This window comes from Alistipes dispar, from assembly GCF_006542685.1.
GTDB lineage: Bacteria > Bacteroidota > Bacteroidia > Bacteroidales > Rikenellaceae > Alistipes > Alistipes dispar.
On the sequence record NZ_AP019736.1, the window covers coordinates 1,417,219 to 1,439,369 of the forward strand.

Consider the following 22,151-nt stretch of genomic DNA (forward strand, 5'->3'; position numbering starts at 1 on the left):
TTATCGTTTTTCGATAAAATAATCTGTCGTTATGTATTTATTCTCTAAAATATGCGTTATCTTTGTCCGGAACAGACACGCAAAGTACGATGAACAAAGGGATAAACAGGATCGCCGCGGCGGTCGGTGCGCTGGCGATCGGGCTCTCCTGCACGGGCGGCGCGACGACGGACTACCTGCTGCTTCCCTTTCCCCGGCAGGAGACGCCGGTGCGTCTCGACGACCTGTTCCGGGGCGTGGAGATCACGCCGCTGGAGACCACCGAAGCGAGCCTGTTGTCCTACCCCGAACTGCTGAAAACCTGCCGGGACACCCTGTTCGTATTCGACCGAAGCAACTCCTCGCTCCTGCTGTTCGCCCCGGACGGGAAGTTCATCCGACGGATCGGACGGATCGGGCGCGGCCCCGGAGAGTATCTTCGCGCACGCGATTTTCTGATCGACCCCGACAGGCGAACCGTCTCGCTGCTCAATCCCATAGGGGAGATCATCACCTACGGATTCGACGGCGGTTTCATCCGGCGGGAACGACTGCCCGAACCTCCCGCCAACTACCAGCACTTCGAGCGGCTCGATGCGAAGAGCCTCGTCACCTGGTCGTCCGAGCATCGAGCCCAGGAGGGAGGCGTCCGGATCTGGACCCGCGAGGGTTTCGCGCTGCAAAACCACTTTTTCCCCGCGTCGGCAGCCTGGTCGTCGCTTAGAAACGGCCCCGTATTCAACCGATACCGCGATACGGTCTATTACCACGAATCGCTGAACAATCGCGTCTATGCGATCTCGTCCAACGGCGTGCGCACCGCCTACGCATGGGATACGGAGCCGCCGATCGAACCCGAACGGCCGGCGCTCCCGGAGAACGAAATCCCGGCGGCAGGTGCACGCCACCTCGAAGAGTACACGACCGGGAAGATTCCCTTCTTCTTCGGCAGGCAGCTGCAATCGGGGCGATACTACTACGCGGCGCTCTTCTCCGGATACCCGCAGCCGCGGCAGACGACACTCTTCCACGACCGGAAAACGGGCCGGAGTTTCCGTTTCCACCGTACCGAAGAGGGACTGCCCGTCGGACTGTACGCCCTGTCGGACGGCTGCGCCCTCGGATTGATCCCCTACGAGGAGCGCGAAGCCTTCGCAAAGGCGCTTCCGCCCCGGGAAGCCGAACGCCTCCTGCGGATGCGGGAGGACGACAATCCGGTCCTGGTCAAATACCTGTTCTGAAACGTCACAACGCAAAAACGCATACATGCAATGATGGAAGAGAAGATAAAGCAGGTGCTCTCGACGGTCGTCCACCCCGAAACGGGGAAAGACATCGTGGCGAGCGGATTCATCGAACATACGGCGGCGGCCGACGGCAAGGTGACCGTCGTGCTGCGCTTCGCCAAGACGCGCGACCCGTTCGCCGTGAAGATCAAGAACCAGGTCGAGGAGCAGCTCCGCGCGGCATTTCCCGGCAGCGACGTGCTGGTGGTCGTCAAGGAGGGCGGCGCCGCGCCGCGTCCCGAGCCGAAACTCAACACCTCGACGGGCGGCATCGCCCATGTGATCGCCGTGGCCTCGGGCAAAGGGGGCGTGGGCAAATCGACCGTCACGGCCAACTTGGCCGTCGCCCTGCGGAACATGGGCTTCCGCGTCGGCATCCTCGACGCCGACATCTACGGGCCCTCGCAGCCCAAAATGTTCGGCGTGGAGGGCTACATGCCCGAAGCCGTGCAGGAGGAGGGCACGGACCGCATCCTTCCGGCCGAGGCGATGGACATCAGGCTCATGTCGATCGGCTTCTTCATCAAGCCCACCGACGCGCTGCTGTGGCGCGGCGCGATGGCCGTGAGCGCCCTCAAGCAGATGATCCACCAGACGCGCTGGGGCACGCTGGACTTCCTGCTGGCGGACCTGCCTCCCGGCACGGGCGACGTGCACCTGTCGATCATCGGCGAGCTGAAGATCGACGCCGCGGTGATCGTCTCCACGCCCCAGCAGGTAGCCGTGGCCGACGTCGCGCGGGGCGTGGAAATGTTCCGCAACGAGAACGTCCGGATCCCGGTGGCGGGCATCGTGGAGAACATGGCGTGGTTCACCCCCGCCGAACTGCCCGAAAACCGCTACTACCTCTTCGGCCGCGGCGGAGCCCGCGAGTACGCCGAACGGAACGGCGTGGACTTCCTGGGCGAAATACCCATCGTGCAGTCGATCATGGAGGGAAGCGACGCGGGACTTCCGGCCGCCGCGACGCATCCGCTGGTCGAGGAACGCTACCGCGACATCGCCCGCCGCATTGTCGAAAAGGTGATGAAAGCGGGTTGATAAGGTGTGGGAAACCCTGTTGAAAACCGACGATAAAAAATGAAAACTCCCGGGTCCGCAGATTTGCATATCCCGCTCCGAAGCGGATATATACGGATTCCGGAAGAAACCAAAAAAAGTTTTCGCAAGTTGTTCCCCCGTCCGCAGGCCCCGAACCGGAACAGAATGTTCAAAAAGACCGGCTGTCGAAATGTGGACAACTCTTTTCAACAATTGTGGATTTTTTTGCTACATTTGTGATTATTAAAGGTTTAATTCCGTAAGAAGAAAAAAGGAGGACGATGGATTGTTGATAGACGAATAACAGTCCGGGTTATGAACAGTATCAACAGCTATTTCTATTATTCTTCTTTATTGAATTTAATTTAATAAAAAGAAAAAATAAAAGATGAATGTGGAAAACCACTCCGCCCTCGCCCGCCGCATCGGGGAACTCAAGCGCGAGAAGAACGCCGTGATTCTGGCGCACTACTACACCGCGCCCGAGGTGCAGGCCGTGGCCGACTTCCTGGGCGACTCGCTGGCGCTCTCCGTCGAGGCGCAGTCGGTCGAAGCCGACGTGATCCTTTTCGCGGGGGTGCACTTCATGGCCGAGACGGCCAAGGTGCTCTGCCCTGACAAGAAGGTGCTGATCCCCTGCCCCGAGGCGGGCTGTTCGCTGGCCGATTCGTGCGATGCCGGAGCCTTCGCCGCCTTCCGGGCGCAGCATCCGGATCATACGGTGGTGTCCTATGTCAATACGACCGTGGAGGTCAAGGCGCTGACCGACATCTGCTGCACGTCGTCCAACGCGCTGAAGGTCGTGGAGTCGATCCCCGCCGACCGTCCGGTCATCTTCGCTCCGGACCGCAACCTGGGCTCCTACATCCGGAAGCTCACCGGGCGGGAAAACATGCTCCTCTGGGACGGGGCGTGCCACGTGCACGAGGAGTTCTCGCTCGAAAAGCTGCTCGCGCTCAAGCGCGAACACCCCGCGGCGAAGGTCGTGGCGCATCCCGAATGCCGGGCCTACATCGTCGCCGTGGCCGACTACGTGGGTTCCACGGCGGGAATCCTCTCCTACTGCGGACAGAGCGACGCGCAGGAGTTCATCGTCGTGACCGAGGCGGGAATCCTCGCGGAGATGCGCCGCCGCCATCCGGAGAAGCGCTTCATCCCGGCGCCTCCCGACGACGAGACGTGCGGCTGCAACAACTGCCGCTACATGAAGATGGTGACGCTGGAGAACATCGCCGCGGCGCTCGAGACGCTCTCGCCCGAGATCGTGCTCGACGAGCGGATCCGCCGCCTCGCCGAGCGGTCCATACGGAATATGATCAACATTAAATAAACGTTTATGAAGAAAATCTTTTTATTGTGCGCGGCGGCCTGCGTGTCGCTTACGGCCGTGGCCGACGAGGGCATGTGGATGCTCCCGTACCTCCAGAAAATGAATATCAAGAACATGAAGGCCCGCGGCTGCAAACTCTCCGCCGAGGAGATTTACAGCATCGACCGCTCCTCGCTCAAGGATGCCATCGTCATCTTCGGCAACGGCTGCACGGGCGAGATCGTCTCGCCCGAGGGGTTGCTCTTCACGAACCACCACTGCGGCTACGGGTCGATCCAGCAGCTCTCGTCCGTCGAGCACGACTACCTCAAGAACGGCTTCTGGGCCATGTCGAACGCCGAGGAGCTGCCCGTTCCGGGGCTCGAGGTGCGCTTCATCCGCAAGATCAGCGACGTGACTCCCGAAATCGTGGGCAACGTGCCCTCGATCGCCGGACAGGAGGAGTACCGGAAGATCACTTCCGGGAATATCGAGGCGCTGACCGAGAAACTCCGCAGTGAGAATCCCGGCATGGAGGTTTCGGTGGAGTCGTTCTTCGGCGGCAACCAGTACTTCGCCTTCGTCAAGGAGGTTTATACCGACGTCCGGCTGGTGGGCGCTCCCCCCTCGTCGATCGGCAACTTCGGCGGCGATACCGACAACTGGATGTGGCCCCGTCATACGGGCGACTTCTCGGTTTTCCGCGTCTATGCGGGGCCGGACAACCGTCCGGCGGCCTATGCGGCCGAAAACCGTCCGTATAGGGCCGAAAAGTTCCTCAAGGTGTCGCTCGACGGCGTCGAAGAGGAGGACTTCGCCATGGTGATGGGCTTCCCCGGCTCCACGGAGCGCTACATGACCTCGTACGAGATCGACAACATGCTCGGCGTGGAGAACCCGCAGCGCATCTTCATCCGCGGCGAGCGGCAGAGGATTCTCTGGGACGACATGATGGCCGATCCCGAAGTGCGCATCCAGTATGCCGCGAAATACCGCACCTCGTCGAATTACTGGAAGAACTCGATCGGCATGTCGCGCGGCATCGAGAAACTCGACGTGAAGGCCCGCAAGGAGGCTCAGGAGGCGTCGTTCCAGGCCTGGGCCGAGAAGAACACGCTGCCCGAGGAGGGGTATATCGACGCGCTGCCGAAAATCAAGCTCGCCGTGGAGCGCATGTCGGCTCCCGACGCCGGACGGCAGTACCTTTCGGAGGCGTTTCTGCGCGGCATCGAGCTGCTGACGCCGGCGCGTTCGTTCGTCGATGCGGAGACGATGGAGCCCAAGTCCGAGATCAGGAAAGTCGCCGAGGCCAAGGAGGCGATGAGCGAATGGTACAAGGACTTCAGCCCCTCGACCGACCGCAAGGTGGCCAAGCGGATGATGGCCATCGCCCGCGAGAACATGAAGGAGCTGCCGTCGTTCTACGGTGAGATCGTGGACAAACGGTTCGGCGGCGACATCGACGCCTATGTGGACTACCTCTACGACAATTCGGTTTTCGCCTCCGAGGAGAAGGTGATGGCCCTGCTGGAGGACTATGCGCCCGAAAAGGTGGCTTCGGATCCTGCGGTGGAGCTGGCCGGATCGGTCATGGAGAAGTATAAGGAGCTGACCGAGGCGCGCAAGGATGCCGCGCAGCTCTATGCCGAAGGCCACCGCAAGTACATCGCCGGCCTCATGTTGCAGAACCCCTCGAAAGCGTGGGCTTCGGACGCCAACTTCACGATCCGTCTGACCTACGGCCGCGTGCTGCCCTACGAGCCGGCCGACGGCATCGAGTACAACTACTATACGACGCTCAAGGGCGTGATGGAGAAGGAGAACCCCGAGAATCCCGAGGAGTTCACCGTACCCGGAAAACTCAAGGAGCTGTATGCGGCGGGCGACTTCGGCCGCTATGCCAACGCGAAGGGCGAAATGCCCGTGGCGTTCCTCGCCGACCTCGACATTACGGGCGGAAACTCCGGTTCGCCGGTGCTCGATGCCCGCGGCGCGCTGATCGGCCTGGCGTTCGACGGCAACTGGGAGGCGATGTCGGGCGACGTGGCCTTCGAACCCGAGTTGCAGCGCATGATCGCCGTGGATGTCCGCTACGTGCTCTTCATCATCGACAAGTTCGCCGGAGCGGGCTGGCTGCTCGACGAGATGCAGTTCGAATAGCACTCCCCTGCCGGACGCCTCCGGAGCGTCCGGCACCCCGTTTTTCACCCCTGCCGCGATGCCTTCGCGGCGGGGGTGAAAACGTTTTGTCCCGCCCTCCGGGAGACGGTTCCCGCACGGCGGATTTACATACTTTCGGAAAAACTCGCCTTTTCCTTCACGGATATGTCAAAAATTAGTAATTTTGACAGAAATTAGTAAGATCGTATCCTCATTCATCTATGGCAAAAGAGTTCAAACGCTACCTCGTGACTTCGGCGCTCCCCTATGCCAACGGCCCCGTGCATATCGGCCACCTGGCGGGAGTTTACATACCTTCGGACATCTACACCCGTTACCTGCGGCTCAGGGGCTGCGACGTGCTGTCGGTCTGCGGATCGGACGAGCACGGCGTGCCCATCACCATCAAGGCCCGCAAGGAGGGCGTCACGCCGCAGCAGATCGTGGACCGTTACCACAGTCTCATCAAGCGGTCGTTCGAGGGGCTGGGCATGTCGTTCGACATCTATTCGCGCACCTCGTCGAAGACCCATGCCGAGACCGCCTCGGCCTTTTTCCGGAAGCTCTACGACGAGGGCAAGTTCATCGAGCGGACCTCGATGCAATACTATGACGAGGAGGCGCAGACGTTCCTCGCCGACCGTTACATCGTCGGTACGTGTCCCCGATGCGGCAACGACCGCGCCTACGGCGACCAGTGCGAGAAGTGCGGTTCGACGCTCTCGCCCGACGAGCTGATCGACCCCCGCAGCGCCGTGTCGGGATCGGTTCCCGTGAAGCGCGAGACGAAGCACTGGTACCTGCCGCTGGACCGTTACGAGGAGTTCCTCCGCCAATGGATTCTGGAGGGCCACAAGGAGTGGAAAACGAACGTTTACGGGCAGTGCAAGAGCTGGCTCGACGGCGGACTGCAACCGCGTGCCGTGAGCCGCGACCTGGACTGGGGTATTCCCGTGCCCGTGGAGGGAGCCGAAGGAAAGGTGCTCTACGTCTGGTTCGACGCCCCGATCGGCTATATCTCCGCCACGAAGGACCTCACGCCCGACTGGGAGAAGTACTGGAAGTCGGAGGATACGAAGATGGTGCACTTCATCGGCAAGGACAACATCGTGTTCCACTGCATCGTCTTTCCCTCGATGCTCAAGGCGCACGGCGGCTATATCCTGCCCGAAAACGTTCCGGCGAACGAGTTCCTGAACCTCGAAGGCGACAAGATCTCGACCTCGCGCAACTGGGCCGTCTGGCTGCACGAGTACCTCGAGGAGTTCCCCGGGAAGGAGGACGTGCTGCGTTACGTGCTGTGCGCCAATGCTCCCGAGACGAAGGACAACGACTTCACGTGGAAGGATTTCCAGGCCCGCAACAACAACGAGCTGGTCGCCGTGCTGGGCAATTTCGTGAACCGTGCGCTGGTGCTCACCAGGAAGTATTGCGGCGGCCGGGTTCCGGCCTGCGGCGAGCTGACCGAATACGATCGGCAGACGATCGCCGAGGTGGCGGCGGTGAAGGGTTCGCTCGAGGGCAATATCGAGAATTACCGCTTCCGCGAGGCGCTGAAGGACGCCATGAACATCGCGCGTATCGGCAACAAATACCTGGCCGACACCGAGCCGTGGAAAGTCGTCAAGAGCGATCCGGCGCGTGTGGAGACGATTCTCAACGTCGCTTTGCAGATTACGGCCAATACGGCCATCGCCATCGAGCCGTTCATGCCCTTCTCGGCGGCGAAGATTCTCCGGATGCTCGCCGTCGGAAAGTTCGGCTGGGAGCGGCTCGGCGCCACGGACCTCATCCCTGCGGGACACGAGATCGGTGAGCCGGAGCTGCTGTTCGAGAAGATCGAGGACGACGTGATTCAGAAACAGCTCGACAAGCTGGCCGCCACGAAAGCGGCCAATCAGGCGGCTGAATCTATGCAAAATATTGAAAGTCAAAAAGATACGATTCAATTTGACGATTTTCAGAAAATGGATATCCGCGTCTCGACGATCCTCGCTGCCGAGAAGGTGGCCAAGACCAAGAAACTGCTGAAGCTGACGGTGGATACGGGACTGGACCGCCGGGTGATCGTTTCGGGAATCGCCGAACACTTCACACCCGAGGAGCTTGTCGGCAGACAGGTGCTCGTGCTGGTGAACCTGGCTCCGCGTGAACTGAAGGGAATCGTGTCGAACGGCATGATTCTCATGGCCGAAGACGCTTCGGGAAAACTGCGGCTGTTGCAGCCCGGCGAGAAGACGAACAACGGAGCTACGGTCGGATAACGGATGTTTCCGGCTTTCCGGCGGCGGATGCGGCGGAAATACGTCGTTTTCGGAATGAAATTTTTTATGGAAACGGATGGTAAAACCTTAAAACCTAAAAATATGGAAACTATCGAATGGGGCGCTTTGGGCTTCGATTACACCAAAACTGATGTCAATGCCCGTTACTCCTTCACCGGAGGAAAGTGGAGCGACATGGAGATCACGGCCGACGAGTATATCAGGATGCACATGTCGGCGTCGTGCCTGCATTACGGCATCGAGCTTTTCGAAGGATTGAAAGCCTTCCGGGGCGTGGACGGAAAGGTGCGTCTTTTCCGGGTCGAAGACAATGCGCGTCGTCTCCAGTCTTCCGCCAAGCGGCTCTGTCTGCCGGTTCCGACGGTGGAAATGGTGGTCGAAGCCTGCAAGGAGGTCGTCAGACGGAACGAGCGTTTCATTCCGCCCTACGGCACGGGAGCTTCGTTCTATCTGCGTCCCGTCATGTTCGGTACGACCGTAGGACTGGGTGTGAAACCGGCGAAGGATGCGCTGCTGATCGTTTACGGATCGCCCGTCGGGGCTTATTTCAAGACCGGAATCAAGCCGATCATGGTCGCCATCGACCGCGAACAGGACCGCGCTGCTCCACGTGGAACAGGTGATGTAAAGGTGGGCGGTAACTATGCGGCCAGTCTGATGTCGGGTGAAAAAGCGCATGATTTGGGGTATTCGAATGTCATGTATCTGGATGCGGCCGAGCATAAATATATCGAAGAGTGCGGCGCGGCCAACTTCTTCGGTATCAAGGACGGAAAGTATATCACGCCGAAATCTCCTTCCGTGCTGCCTTCCATTACGAACATGAGCCTTCGCCAAATCGCCCGGGATATGGGGCTTGAGGTCGAAGAGCGGCATATCCCGGTCGAGGAACTGGAAACTTTCGAAGAGTGCGGAGCCTGCGGAACAGCGGCTGTGATCTCCCCTATCGGTAAGATTTTCGATATGCAGACCGAAAAAGTTTATAATTACGGAACCGAAGTGGGCAAGATTTCGATGGAACTTTATACGCGTTTGCAGGATATTCAGTACGGCCGGGCTGAAGACAAACACGGTTGGTGTACGATCGTGCTTTGATCGGACTGTTATTTGTAAAGAAAATAGGAGAACTTTTTTAGTTCTCCTATTTTCTTTTAGGTGTTTTGGATGATCGGTGTAGTGTTCCACGTGGAACGATTACTGCCCTATCTTTGAAAATAAAACGTATCTTCCCTGCTTTTTCTGGTTTACCGTCCGAATTTTACCAACAATACATTGACATCGGCCGGGGAGACACCCGGAATGCGCGATGCCTGTCCGATGGTAGCCGGCCGTATCCGGGTCAGTTTTTGACGAGCTTCGATGGTCAGCGAATTGAGCGAGTGAAAATCGAAATCCGACGGAATAGCGATATTTTCGAGGCGGTGCAGCTTTTCCGCAATGAATTTTTCCCGCTCGATGTATCCTTTGTATTTGATTTGAATTTCCGCCTCTTCGACGACTTCCGCATCCATTCCGTTCGATTCGATGAACTTTTTCAGTTTCGGCAATACCTTTTGCAGCGATTCGAACGTCACGTTGTTGCGCATCAGAATATCGTGCAGCTTTCTGCCCTGCGTCAGCGGGTCCGAACCGACCGTTTTCAGATAGCCGTTAATTTCGGCTGCTTTGACACTCTCCCCGCGGGCGAACGCTACAAGCGATTCTACGAGTGAATTTTTTTTGACGAAATGATCGTATCTTTTCCGGGAAATCAGGCCTATTTCATACCCCAGCGGAGTGAGCCGGATATCGGCATTGTCCTGCCGGAGCAGAATCCGGTATTCGGCACGCGAGGTGAACATGCGGTACGGTTCGTCCACTCCCTTTGTCACGAGGTCGTCGATCAGTACGCCGATATAGGCTTCGTCGCGTTTCAGCACGACCGGTTCCTTTCCCGCGAGGGCGCGGTGGGCGTTGATTCCCGCCATCAGTCCCTGAGCCGCCGCCTCTTCGTATCCTGTCGTACCGTTCACCTGTCCGGCGAAGTAGAGACCCCGGACGAGTTTCGTTTCGAGCGAGTGATGCAACTGCGTAGGCGGAAAATAATCGTATTCGATGGCATATCCGGGACGGAAGATGTGCAAATCTTCGAATCCGGTGATTTTGTGCAGCGCCTCCCACTGCACCTCCCACGGCAGCGACGACGAAAATCCGTTCAGATAGTATTCGTTGGTCGATTCCCCTTCGGGTTCGAGAAAGAGCTGATGCTGCTCCTTGTCGGCGAAGGTCCGGAGCTTGTCTTCGATCGACGGGCAGTAGCGTGGTCCGATGCCGCGGATCGTGCCGTTGAAGAGCGGCGAACGATCGAATCCGCTGCGCAGAATGGCGTGCACTTCGGGTGTCGTATAGACCAGAAAGCACGGCAGTTGATGTTTAACAGGTTGTGTATCAGGTGAAAACGAAAATTTCGACGGGTTCTCGTCACCGTATTGCGGTTCGAGGGCGTCGAAATTGATCGTGCGGGCGTCGAGTCGTGCGGGCGTCCCGGTCTTCATGCGTCCCGTCTCGAATCCCAGCCTCCGCAGGCACTCCGTGATCCCGTGCGAAGCGGCATCCCCCGCCCTGCCCCCCTCGGCGTGCGAGGCGCCGCAGTGCATCATGCCTTCGAGGAACGTGCCGGCGGTCAGCACCGCGGCCCGGCACGAGAATTCGACGCCCATGCGGGTTCTGACCCCCCGGATGCGCGGAGTTTCGGCGGAGGTGTCGAAGAGCAGCTCCGTGGCGGCGTCCTGCCAGATGTAGAGGTGGCGGGTGTTCTCCAGCGTGCGGCGCCACTCCTCCGAAAAACGGGTTTTGTCGCACTGCGCCCGGGGGCTCCACATGGCCGCACCCTTCGAACGGTTGAGCATCCGGAACTGGACGGCCGTGAGGTCGGTGATGCGTCCCGTCTCTCCTCCCAAAGCGTCTATCTCTCTGACTATCTGTCCTTTTGCTACTCCTCCGATCGCCGGGTTGCACGACATGGAGGCCATCTTGGTCATGTCCATCGTCAGCAGCAGCGTGCGCGAGCCGAGCCGTGCGGCGGCCGAGGCGGCCTCGCAGCCGGCGTGTCCGCCGCCGATGACGATGATGTCGTAATCGAGAATCATCTGTTTTTCGTCTGAATGTAGGTTTTCGGATCCGTTTCGTCTGTCCGTCCGTTCCGGACGCGGGCGTCGGAGACCGGACGCACGGTGCGTCGCGGCTTGGTCAGGATCCGGCCGGGAGTTTTTCGTCCCAGAATTTCAGGTATTTGTCCTCCTTGCGGTGCATCTGCCGGTTGGTGCGGGGCGTCTTGTCGCCCTGGCCGCAGAGGTGCAGCACGCCGTGGACGACTACCCTGCGCATTTCGCAGAGCCGCGTGGCGCCGTATCGGCGGGCGTTGTCGGCCACGGTCTCCACGTCGATGAAGATGTCGCCCGAGACGATGCGCGTTCCCCGCCGGTCGCTGTAATCGAAGGTGATGACATCGGTGAAGTAGTCGTGTCCGAGGTATCGGCGGTTCATCTCCAGCAGCCGTGCGGCCGAGCAGAAGATGTAGTTCACGTCGCCCAGCACATATCCTTCCGCTTCGGCCACTTCGCGCAGCCACCGGGCCGTCAGGCGTTTTTGCGGGAGCCTGTACGAGCAGTCGTCGGTATAGTAGCGTACAGCCATTCGTATCTGTTTTTTATGCGTTTTCTCCCTGTTTCGCGGGGTCGGGAATACCCTCTCTTCTCCGCCGGGAACCGCCGTATGCGGATTCCGGATCGGCCCCGGATTCCGGCTGCGGGACGGAGACCGGGCAACCGTCGTCCCCGGCACGGGGTTCCGCAGGTGAAGGGCTGACGCTTTCCTGCCGCCGGTTGCGGTCCTGCGAGGCGTCCGTAAGGCCGCGGCGCGGTCCCGGGAATTGTCCCGCTTCCGCCTTTCCGTCTTTTCGGAAGACCCGTCTTTCTGCCCTCCCGGAGGCTCGCCTTTCCGCCTTTCCCGGAGACCGAGCCGCCCGAAGCGCCGCCCGCATTCCGCGTCCGGCAGTCGCAGACGCGGGGTCTTCGCGCCGCGGTCTGTCGCCGGGGGAGGTCTCCCCTACTTCTTGAAACAGTTCGCCGCGGACATCGTCTGCTTCGGATCGGGCGGATAGATGCCGAACACGAGGCGGTATTCGGTCTGCATCGTCTCGATGTCCACCGCCGAGCCGATGGTTCCCAAAGCCTCGTTTCTCGCCACTTTCTGGCCCTTCTCGACGCAGATCGTCCCCAGGTTGGCATAGGAGGTTATGTATTCGCCGTGCGCGACGAAAACGTCGTATTTTCCCGTAATGCGGTTGCGTTTGATTTCGACCACCTTGCCGTCGTAGATCGAGATCGCCTGCGCGCCCTTCGGCCCGGCCACCTCGGCCATGTTCCCCTTGTAGCGTTTCACGCGGCCGCCCTGCACCGGAAGGCGCAGTCCCGAGGTCTTCGACGAGAACGAGGCGCCCTCCTTGTTGCCTTTGGTGAGTTTGCGCAGTTCGCCGATGGCCGCGTCGAGCTGCTGCTCCTGCGCGATCTTGCGTTGCAGGGCCGCTTTCTCCTTCTTCGAGAGCCGGCTGACGCTGGCCCGGGCGTTGCGCGAGTCGAGTTGCAGCCGTTCGCGCTGCGACGAGAGCCGCCGCATCGCCGAATCGAGCGACAGCTTGCGGCGCCCCAGCTCCTCCTGTTCGGTCCGCACCTGTTCGGAGAGGCTCCGGATGTCACGCAGCTTGCTTTCGCGCATCGACGCCACGGCGCGCAGGTTGGCGATCCGGCGGGCCGCGTCGGCGAAGTCGCGCGACGAGAAGATATAGGTCAGGTAGTTGTTGTGGCGGTAGTTGCGGTAGGCTTCGCGGACCATCGCGGCGTACTGTTCCCGGTTGCGTTCGAGCGCCGCCGAGAGTCCTCCCGCGACGCTGTCCTTGCGTGCGATCTCCTCGCGCAGCAGCGACGCCTCCTTCTCGGTGGCGTCGAGCAACTGGGTCCGCGAGTCGATCTGGCGGGCCAGCCGGCGGATACGCTCCTCGGTGCTCGTGCGGCCCTGCCGGAGCTTCGAAATCTCCCGCTCCTCGGCGGCGATCCGTTTTTCGAGGGAGGCGATGATCCGCTTCTGCTCCCTGATCTGCGCGTCGTTCTGGGCCACGGCCCCGGAGACGGAGAGCGCGAGCAGGAGCGCCGCAAGGAGTTTTCGGATCGGGTTCATCGCTTTTTCGCTTCGGGTTCGGGGTTCGCCGCCTGCTGCATCCGCGGCTCGATCAGCTCGGCCGAATAGCCCTTTTCGAGCGCCTGCCGCCAATAGATTTCGGCCATGAACCGCTCGCCGAGGGCGTACAGAATGTCCCCGTAATGGGCCAGCAGGGCCGGCGAGCGTTGTCCGTCGAGCACCACGGCCCGCTGGAGGATTTTCTTGGCCTCGTCCGTGCGCCCCAGCTTGTAGAGCACCCAAGCGTAAGTGTCCAGATAGGTGGGGTTGTCGTCCTCGAGGGCCGTGACGCGGCTGGCCATCGAGAGCGCCCGCTCCAGATCCCGCCCCTCGATCGAGAGGAAGTAGGCGTAGTTGTTGAGCGCCATCGTGTTGTCCGGATCGTAGCGCAGGCTCCGGTCGTAGGCCTTGTAGCACTGTTTCATGTATTTGCGGAAGGCGGCGTCGGGTTCGGCGATTCCGAGGTCCATGCGTTCGTCCCAGTCCTCGCGCCCTTCGATGCCCTTCTGATGCCACGTGTCGCCGATCATGCCCCAGATGACGCTGCGCAGCGAGTCCGTCGCGGCGTAGTCGAGCGATTCGCGGTAGGCGTCGAGCGCCTTGTCGTACTGTTTCGAGTAGCTCATCACATGCCCTTTCGACATGTGGAAATCCACCCTGTCGGGAAAGAGCGCCAGCGCTGCGTGCACGTATTTGTCCACCGAGTCGGGGCGTTGCAGATAGCTTTCGATGTCGATCACCGTGCGGAAGAACTTCTCGGCGGGCGGCCGGTCCGCGAGGCGGAGCTTGTAGAGCGCCAGCGCCTGCTCCAGCTCGCCCGATGCGATCAGGTGCGAGGCGTAGAGCTCCGTGACGCCCGGGTCGTCCGGGTAGCGGATGGCCAGCGTCGTGGCCAGGTCGTTGAGCTGGAAGTAGTATTCGCGGTAGAAGCGCGTGTCGGCGGTGAACTGTTCGAACCGCCGGATTTTCGTCTCGAGGGGCACTTTGTCCGAGAGGAAAATGCGGCGCGTGACGGCCAGCAGCGCGCCGTAGTCCTGCCGTTCGGCGTGGAAGTCGGCCAGCATCATGAGCGTTTCGACGTTCGTCGAGTCGATGCGCAGGGCCTCGTCGAACTCGGCCCGGGCCAGCGAATCCTTCCGGTCGGCCCCGTAGAGGGTGGCCAGCACGGCGTGGAGGCGGGCTTCATAGGGAGCCGCCTCGACCTCCCTGCGGGCCTCCTCGATGGCCCGCCCCACCTGGCCGGTGGCCAGGAGCAGCCGCCGTTTCATCTCGCCGAGCAGCGGGATGCGCCCGAAGCGCAGCTCGGCCGAATCGAGCGTGATGATGGCCTGCACGGGGGATTTCGTCTGTTCGTAGAGCGCCGCGAGGATGCGGTAGTTGTCCGGGTCTTTCGGGTTCTCGATCTGTAGCCGGCGGTAAACCTTCAGCGCCTCGTCGTAGCGGTCGGCGTAGATGAGCGCCTGCCCGTAGAACTGGTGGTACCACTTGTTCGCCGTGTCGAGCCGGTAGGCGCTGCGGGCCAGCTCCACGGCCTCGTCGGGCGAGGAGTACATGCCGTTGGCCGCCATCGCGTAATAGGCCGGGGCGAAGGAGGAGTCGCTGCGGATCGCCTCGGCGAAAAGCTTCCGGGCGCGTGCCGTGTCGCGCAGGATGGCGTTCTGCTTGATTCCTTCGGTGTAGAGCCACACGCTGCGCAGCGAGTCGGGGCATCCGGCCGCGCCGGGCGTGCCCTTCCCGGCGACGAACGCCGAGGTGAAGAGCGTGCAGAGGGCCGTTATCGCTGTCAGGCGTTTCATGCGGGCGGAAGGTTTCAGAGCGCTTCGTCGAACTGGCGGAGGAACCGTACGTCGTTCTCGAAATAGAGCCGCAGGTCCTTCACGCCGTACTTGAGCATGGCGATGCGTTCAATCCCCATGCCGAAGGCGAATCCGGAGTATTTCCCGGGGTCTATGTTGTTTGCCGTGAGCACGTTCGGGTCCACCATGCCGCAGCCCATGATCTCGAGCCAGCCCGTGCCCTTGCAGACGGCGCAGCCCTTGCCTCCGCAGAGGTTGCACGACACGTCCACCTCGGCCGACGGTTCGGTGAAGGGGAAGTACGAGGGGCGCATGCGGATGGCGGTCTGTTCGCCGAAGATCTCCTTGGCGAAGTATTCGAGCGACTGCTTCATGTCGGCGAACGAAACCCCTTCGTCGATGTAGAGGCCCTCGATCTGGTGGAAGATGCAGTGGGCGCGGTAGGAGATCGCCTCGTTGCGGAAGACGCGGCCCGGACAGATCACGCGGATCGGAGGCCGCTGGCGCTCCATCGTGCGCACCTGGATCGACGAGGTGTGCGTGCGCAGCAGGATGTCGGGGTCCTTCTCGATGAAGAACGTGTCCTGCATGTCGCGTGCGGGGTGCTCGGGCGGGAAGTTGAGTGCCGAGAAGACGTGCCAGTCGTCCTCGATTTCGGGTCCGTCGGCCACGGTGTAGCCCAGGCGCGAGAAGACCTCGACGATTTCGTTCCGGACAAGTGCGATCGGGTGGCGCGAGCCGAGGCGCTCGGCCGTGCCGGGGCGCGTCAGGTCGTCCGTGGCGGCCGGCCGGTCCGCCGCGGCGTTCTGCAACTCTTCGCGCAGGGCGTTTATCCGCTCCGTGGCCTCCTGCTTGAGGCGGTTGAGCTGCTGGCCCAGTTCGCGTTTGAGCTCGGGAGCCACCGTCTTGAACTCCTCCATCAATGCGTTCAGCTCGCCCTTTTTGCCGAGCACCCTGATCCGGAAATCCTCGATTTCGGCGGCCGCCTTGGGTTTGAACTCTTCGACTCGTCGGAGGAGTTCATTGATTTTGTCGATCATATTTTGCCGGTTTTTCTTTTTTTCCTACTTTTGGAGGAACGCTGTATAGTGTGCAAAGTTATAAAAAAATTGAGATATGTTGCGTAAAACGGTCGCTTTTGTCCTGTTTCTGCTCGCCGGGACGCTGCCCGCGCCGGGGCAGCGCGTCGGGGTCGTGATGAGCGGCGGCGGGGCGAAGGGGCTCTACCATATCGGCGTGCTGGAGGCGCTCGAGGAGTGCGGCGTGCCGATCGACTGCGTGGCCGGGACGTCGATGGGCTCGATCATCGCGGCCATGTATGCGGCGGGCTACTCCCCTGCGGAGATGCGTGCGATCGTCAGCTCGGGCGTGGTCAGGGAGTGGGTTTCGGGGCGCATCGACCCCAACCGCTACCTCGACTACTACCGGCAGGTGGGGAGCAACCCCTCGTTCCTGAGCCTGCGCATCGACGTCGAAGGCCCTGCGGGGAAACGGTTCCGCGTGCCGACGAACCTCGTCTCCTCCACGCAGATCGACATGGCGCTCACCGAGCTGTTCGCTCCGGCGACGGCCGCCGCCAACGGCGATTTCGACCGCCTGATGGTCCCCTTCCTCTGCGTGGCCAGCGACATGAACCACCGCCGTCCGGTGGTGCTGCGGCGGGGCGAGCTGAGCGAGGCGGTGCGCTCCTCGATGTCCATTCCCCTGGTGTTCAAGCCCGTGGAGGCGGATTCGATGCTGCTCTACGACGGCGGCATCTACGACAACTTCCCGTGGAAGCCGCTCGACGCGACGTTCGGTCCCGATTTCATCGTGGGATCGGTCTGCACCTCGGGCAACACCCCGCCCAGCGGCGACAGCAACATCATGGACCAGGCTTTCATGCTGGCCATGCAGGAGACCGACTACACGCTGCCCGAAGGGCGCAGCGTCACGATTCGCCGGGCCGTGGATGCCGGGATGCTCGACTTCGACCGGGCCGAGGCCATCATGGACTCGGGCTACGAGGACGCCATGGCCGCCATGCCCGAAATCCTGCGGCAGGTCGCCGCACGCCGCGGCGAGACCGATTACGCCGCGCGCCGCGCCGCCTTCCGCGGAAAGTGTCCCCCGCTGATCTTCAACGATTACCGGCTCGAGGGGCTGACGCGGACCCAGCGGGCCTATATCCGCGACTTCGTGCAGGTGGACCGCCGCACGCCGGGACGCCAGCGGCCGATGGGGTTCGCCGAGCTGCGCGACAACCTCTTCGAGGTGCTGGCCGGGGGCGAGTTCTCGATGGGATTCCCCCACGTGCGCTACGATTCGGTGCAGCGGCGCTACGCCTTCGAGGCGCATTTCTCCACGCGCCCCAACTTCCGGATCACCGTCGGCGGCAACATCTCCTCGACGGCCTTCAACCAGGCCTACGTCGGTATCGACCACCAGTGGATCGGCCGCGTCGGACAGCGGCTGAACGCCGAGCTGTACCTCGGGCCGATCTACACCTGGGGCGCACTGGGAGGCCGCACGGACTTCTATCTGGTGAAGCCCGTCTTCCTGGACTACTCCTACAACTTCTCGGTCCACAACCTGCGCCACGGTTCCTTCGGCAACGTGACGAAGATCGACAACACGGAGCAGGTCAAGGAGAGCGAGAGTTTCTTCTCGCTCTCCGCGGGGATGCCCCTCACGCACCGCAGCGTGCTGATGCTGCGCGCCAACGCCGGGCATGTCAATTACCGCTACGATTCGGACGAGCTGTTCGTGGACGAGACCGACCACACGCGCTTCTCGTTCTTCGGCCTGAAGGCCGAGGTGGCGCGCAATACGCTCGACAAGTTCCTCTATCCCCGCCGGGGTTCGGACCTGCGCCTTTCGGCCGTCTGGGTCTCCGGGCGCGACAAATTCCGGCCCTACGACGCCGAAGGGTTCCTCTCGCGCACCCGGCGCCGGTGGTTCGGGGCCCGCTTCTCGTGGGACAAGTACTTCGACATCCCCTCCTGCGGCTGGTTCTCGTTCGGGTTCAATCTCGACGGCGTCTATACGAACCACCCGGATTTCACCTCCCCGGGCGCGACGCTCATGTCGGAACCCTCCTATGCCCCGGTTCCGCATGCGCGGATGATCCACATGCCCGACTTCCACGCCCCGTGGTTCGTGGGCGGGGGCGTGATGCCGACCTTCGACCTCCTGCCGAACTTCTTCTTCCGCACGGGGTTCTACGCCATGTACCGCAGCGCGCGGAGCGGTGTTCCGGCCGTTCCGACCGCCTCGCCCGACCGCCGCTGGCATTACATCGCCGAGACGTCGTTCGTTTACCATACGCCGATCGGTCCGGTGAGCCTCGCGCTCACGAAATACGACCTGCGCGACTGGCGGAACATGTATCTGACCTTCAATTTCGGCTACACGATCTTCGCCCCGAAGGGAACCTTCTATTAGCGGATCCGCCGCGGCGGTTTCCCGCCCCGGTTTGGCCGTTTGCGGAACAAACGCTAATTTCGCACGACGGACTCCCGCGGGCCGCCGGATGTCGCACGGACGCCTTCCCTGTCCGGTGCGGAGAGGCGAAAAGTGGCGAAAGGCCTTTCTCCTTTCGCTTTTAATGAATATCTTTGTCCCGATGACAACAATCAGACTGACCAAGGAATTTTCGTTCGAAGCGGCGCATGCCCTCGACGGATACGACGGGCCGTGCCGCGAGATACACGGACACTCCTACCGCCTGTTCGTGACGGTGAAGGGAACGCCCGGGGAGGATCCCCGCGATCCCAAGTACGGGATGGTGATGGACTTCGGCTTGCTCAAACGCATCGTGAACGAGGAGGTCGTCTCGCGCTTCGACCACGCGCTGGTGCTGCGGGCTTCGGCCTCGGGCGATGCGCTCCGGCGGCTGCTCGCCGACCGCTTCGGCAATATCGTGGCGGTGGACTACCAGCCCACGTGCGAGAACATGCTTGCCGACTTCGCGCGCCGCATCGCCGCGCGGCTTCCGCAGGGTGTCCGGCTCCATTCGCTGCGCCTGAACGAAACGGCCACGTCGTTCGCCGAATGGTTCGCCGAGGACAACGGATGATCCCCGCCCCTTTTCCGAAAAAACGCAACTTCACATGATGAAAAAACTCTTTCTGGTCGATGCCTATGCATTGATATTCAAGTATTACTATGCCTTTCTGGGGCGTCCGATGCGTAACCGCGACGGCATGAACACCTCCGTGGTGTTCGGGTTCGTGAAGTTTCTGCGCGACATTCAGAAACGCGAACGTCCCGACCTGCTGGGCGTGGCGTTCGATCCCAAGGGCGGCAGTTTCCGCCGCGACATTTTTCCCGAGTACAAGGCCAACCGCGCCGAGACGCCCGAGGACATTCTGCTTTCGGTCCCCTATGTCAAGCGGGTGCTGGAGGCGATGTGCATTCCGATTCTCGAGGTCGAGGGCTACGAGGCCGACGACGTGATCGGCACGCTTTCGCAAAAGGGCGTCGCCGCCGGATACGACGTCTATATGGTCACGCCCGACAAGGACTACGGCCAACTGGTGAGGGACAACTGCCGGATATACAAGCAGAAAGGTGCGGACGGCGCGATCGAGATCGTCGGCCGCGAGGCGATCCGCGAGAAGTACGGCATCGACGATCCCGTGCTCGTGCGCGACATTCTCGCCCTGTGGGGCGATGCGTCGGACAACATTCCCGGCGTGCCGGGCATCGGCGAGAAAAGCGCCTGCAAGCTGGTGCGGGAGTGGGGCACGGTGGAGAACATCCTCGACAACGCGGCGCGGATCGGGGGCAGGCAGGGCGAGAAGATCGCCGAATGGGGCGACAGGTTGCGCCTGGCCAAGCGGCTCACGACGATCTGCCTCGACGTGCCGATTCCCTTCCGCGAGGAGGAGCTGACGGTCTGCGAGCCGCATCTGGACGAGCTGCGGGCCGTCTTCGCCGAGTTGGATTTCAAGGCTTTCCTGAACGATCTGGCGAACCTCGCACCCCCGGAGCCGCTGTCCGACGGGCCGCGTCAGGAGGATCAGCGGCAGTTGGCCGAGATGGCCCGCGCCAAGTCGGCCGCCGCGAAGAAGGCGGCGCTGGTCGGGCAGGGCAATCTGTTCGGCGATCCCGTGGTCCCGCTGCCGGGTCCCGTTCCGGCGGCCGAATTGCAGGAGGAGGCCGAGGCGATGCAACTGGCCACGGCCCAGACCACGCCGCACGAATACACGCTCGTCCCGAACGCCGCGCGGCTGCGCGAGGTGGTGTCCGAGGTGGCCCGTTACGAAGAGTTCTGCTTCGATACGGAGACCACGGGCTTCGACATCTTCAACGACCGGATCGTCGGGCTGTCGCTGGCCGTCGAGCCGCACAGGGCGTGGTACGTTCCCTTCCGCGAGGAGGATGCGGCGGAGTACGCCGGGATCGTGCGGCCGCTGTTCGAGGAGGAGCGGATCGCCAAGATCGGCCAGAACGTCAAGTTCGACCTGATGGTGCTCCGGCGGCTGGGGATCGAGGTCCGCGGGCGGAAGTACGACACGATGATTCTCCACTACCTGCTCGATCCCGAATCGCGCCACAACATGAATGCGCTTTCGGAGAAGTACCTCAATTACAGGCCCATCGAGATCGAGACGCTGATCGGCAAGGGGCAGAAGCAGCTGACGATGGATCTGGTGAACGTCGAGCGTGTCAAGGAGTACGCCGCCGAGGACGCCGACATCACGTTGCAGCTCAAGCGCGTGCTCTACCCGATGGTCGAGCGGATCGGGCTGGAGCGGCTCTATTCCGAGATCGAGGAGCCGATGATCGAGGTGCTGGCCTCGATCGAGATGGCGGGCGTGCGGATCGACACCGCGGCGCTGGCCGAATACGCCGTCGAGCTGAACCGCCGCATGGCGGAGCTGGAGGCGGCGATCCGCGCGGAGGCCGGCGAGCCGTCGCTGAACATCAACTCCACGCGGCAGCTTGGCGAGGTGCTCTTCGCGAAGATGCGGATCGCCGAGAAACCCAAGATGACGCGCACCAAACAGTTCTGCACCGACGAGGAGTACCTCCAGACCTTCGCCCGCAAGCACCGCATCGTGGACCTCGTGCTGGAGTACCGCGGCGTGAAGAAACTCCTTTCGACCTATGTGGAGGCGCTTCCGCAGCTGGTGAACCGCACGACGGGGCGCATCCACACCTCGTTCAACCAGGCGGTGACGGCCACCGGGCGTCTCTCGTCCACGAATCCCAACCTGCAGAACATCCCCGTGCGCGAGGAGATGGGCCGCCGCATCCGCCGGGCGTTCATTCCCTCGGACGACGACCACCTGCTGCTCTCGGCCGATTACAGCCAGGTCGAGCTGCGGCTGATGGCCCACCTCTCGGGCGACGAGTCGCTCATCGCGGCCTTCGAGCACGGCGAGGACATCCACGCCGCCACGGCCGCGCGGCTGTTCGGCAAACCGCTCGGAGAGGTCACTCCCGAGGAGCGGCGGCGGGCCAAGACGGCCAACTTCGGCATCATCTACGGCATTTCGGCCTTCGGGCTGAGCCAGCGGCTCGAAATCCCGCGCAAGGAGGCCCGGGAGATCATCGACGGTTATTTCGCCTCCTACCCCAAAGTGAAGGAGTATATGGAGCGCGTGGTCGGGAAGGCCCGCGAGGAGGGTTTCGTGACGACGATCTTCGGCCGTCGCCGCTACCTGAACGACATCGCCTCGCACAACGCCGTGGCCCGCGGACTGGCCGAGCGCAACGCCGTGAACGCTCCGATACAGGGCTCGGCGGCCGACATCATGAAGATCGCGATGATCGACGTGCACCGCCGTTTCGCCGCCGAGGGAATCCGTTCGCGGGTGATTCTGCAAGTGCACGACGAACTGGTGGTCGATATGCTCCGTTCCGAGCAGGAGCGGGTCACGGCCATCGTGACCGAAGCGATGGAGTCGGCCGCGAAGCTCCGGGTGCGGCTCGTCGCCGATGCGGGCGTCGGCGGCAACTGGCTCGAGGCGCACTGACGCACGGCTCCCCGCACGGGAGCGTTTACCCGCCCGTGTCCGGCGGCGCACCTTTGCGGCGGATTCCCGCCGGACGGGAGGAGTGCCTGCGGGCAGAGGGTGCGCGGAGCGTGTGC

General features: G+C 62.1%; 14 protein-coding genes. 9 read left to right on the forward strand and 5 right to left on the reverse strand.

From position 1 onward, the window contains the following. Positions 1–89: 89 nt before the first annotated feature. The 6 genes from FME97_RS06060 (at position 90) to FME97_RS06085 (ending at position 9,155) form a co-directional block, all read left to right on the forward strand. The gene (locus tag FME97_RS06060) at positions 90–1,220 is read left to right on the forward strand and encodes a 6-bladed beta-propeller (RefSeq protein ID WP_141428357.1); all 1,131 of its coding nucleotides are present in this window, start codon (positions 90–92) and stop codon (positions 1,218–1,220) included. Between the two features lie 33 nt (positions 1,221–1,253). Continuing rightward, positions 1,254–2,306 carry an Mrp/NBP35 family ATP-binding protein gene (locus tag FME97_RS06065; RefSeq protein ID WP_141428358.1) on the forward strand — a complete coding sequence of 351 codons (1,053 nt, stop codon included), beginning with the start codon at positions 1,254–1,256 and terminating at the stop codon, positions 2,304–2,306. 388 nt (positions 2,307–2,694) lie between these two features. Further along, the gene (nadA, locus tag FME97_RS06070; RefSeq protein ID WP_141428359.1) at positions 2,695–3,636 is read left to right on the forward strand and encodes a quinolinate synthase NadA; all 942 of its coding nucleotides are present in this window, start codon (positions 2,695–2,697) and stop codon (positions 3,634–3,636) included. A gap of 6 nt (positions 3,637–3,642) precedes the next feature. Further along, entirely contained in the window at positions 3,643–5,775 is a 2,133-nt protein-coding gene (locus tag FME97_RS06075) for a S46 family peptidase (RefSeq protein WP_141428360.1), read from the forward strand. Between the two features lie 221 nt (positions 5,776–5,996). Further along, entirely contained in the window at positions 5,997–8,039 is a 2,043-nt protein-coding gene (gene metG, locus FME97_RS06080; RefSeq protein ID WP_141428361.1) for a methionine--tRNA ligase, read from the forward strand. Between the two features lie 66 nt (positions 8,040–8,105). After that, complete coding sequence (locus tag FME97_RS06085) at positions 8,106–9,155, forward strand: branched-chain amino acid aminotransferase (RefSeq protein WP_262710149.1); 1,050 nt, start codon at positions 8,106–8,108, stop codon at positions 9,153–9,155. A gap of 149 nt (positions 9,156–9,304) precedes the next feature. On the opposite strand, the gene mnmG is transcribed toward FME97_RS06085, so the two are convergent. The 5 genes from mnmG to pheS all read right to left on the reverse strand — a co-directional run bounded on the left by mnmG (position 9,305) and on the right by pheS (position 16,110). Further along, positions 9,305–11,188 (reverse strand): tRNA uridine-5-carboxymethylaminomethyl(34) synthesis enzyme MnmG, encoded by a 1,884-nt coding sequence (gene mnmG / locus FME97_RS06090; protein ID WP_141428363.1) that lies wholly within the window; start codon positions 11,186–11,188, stop codon positions 9,305–9,307. Between the two features lie 100 nt (positions 11,189–11,288). Beyond that, positions 11,289–11,735, reverse strand: coding sequence for an rRNA maturation RNase YbeY (ybeY, locus tag FME97_RS06095; protein ID WP_141428364.1), 447 nt, complete (start codon positions 11,733–11,735; stop codon positions 11,289–11,291). Positions 11,736–12,146: 411 nt separating this feature from the next. Beyond that, on the reverse strand, positions 12,147–13,274 hold the full coding sequence (locus tag FME97_RS06100; RefSeq protein ID WP_141428365.1) for a murein hydrolase activator EnvC family protein: 1,128 nt from the start codon (positions 13,272–13,274) through the stop codon (positions 12,147–12,149). Continuing rightward, positions 13,271–15,070 carry a tetratricopeptide repeat protein gene (locus FME97_RS06105; protein WP_141428366.1) on the reverse strand — a complete coding sequence of 600 codons (1,800 nt, stop codon included), beginning with the start codon at positions 15,068–15,070 and terminating at the stop codon, positions 13,271–13,273. Before FME97_RS06105 ends, FME97_RS06100 begins: the two co-directional genes overlap by 4 nt. 14 nt (positions 15,071–15,084) lie before the next feature. Then, positions 15,085–16,110, reverse strand: a complete 1,026-nt coding sequence (gene pheS, locus FME97_RS06110; protein ID WP_141428367.1) for a phenylalanine--tRNA ligase subunit alpha — start codon at positions 16,108–16,110, stop codon at positions 15,085–15,087. A gap of 76 nt (positions 16,111–16,186) precedes the next feature. Here pheS and FME97_RS06115 point away from each other — a divergent pair, with 76 nt between their 5' ends. The 3 genes from FME97_RS06115 to polA all read left to right on the forward strand — a co-directional run bounded on the left by FME97_RS06115 (position 16,187) and on the right by polA (position 22,035). Next, positions 16,187–18,493, forward strand: a complete 2,307-nt coding sequence (locus FME97_RS06115) for a patatin-like phospholipase family protein (protein WP_141428368.1) — start codon at positions 16,187–16,189, stop codon at positions 18,491–18,493. A gap of 181 nt (positions 18,494–18,674) precedes the next feature. Beyond that, on the forward strand, positions 18,675–19,127 hold the full coding sequence (locus FME97_RS06120; protein ID WP_179954828.1) for a 6-pyruvoyl trahydropterin synthase family protein: 453 nt from the start codon (positions 18,675–18,677) through the stop codon (positions 19,125–19,127). Between the two features lie 37 nt (positions 19,128–19,164). Beyond that, positions 19,165–22,035: a DNA polymerase I gene (gene polA, locus FME97_RS06125; RefSeq protein ID WP_141429965.1), complete on the forward strand. Its 2,871-nt coding sequence runs from the start codon at positions 19,165–19,167 to the stop codon at positions 22,033–22,035. The last annotated feature ends 116 nt before the right edge of the window (positions 22,036–22,151 follow it).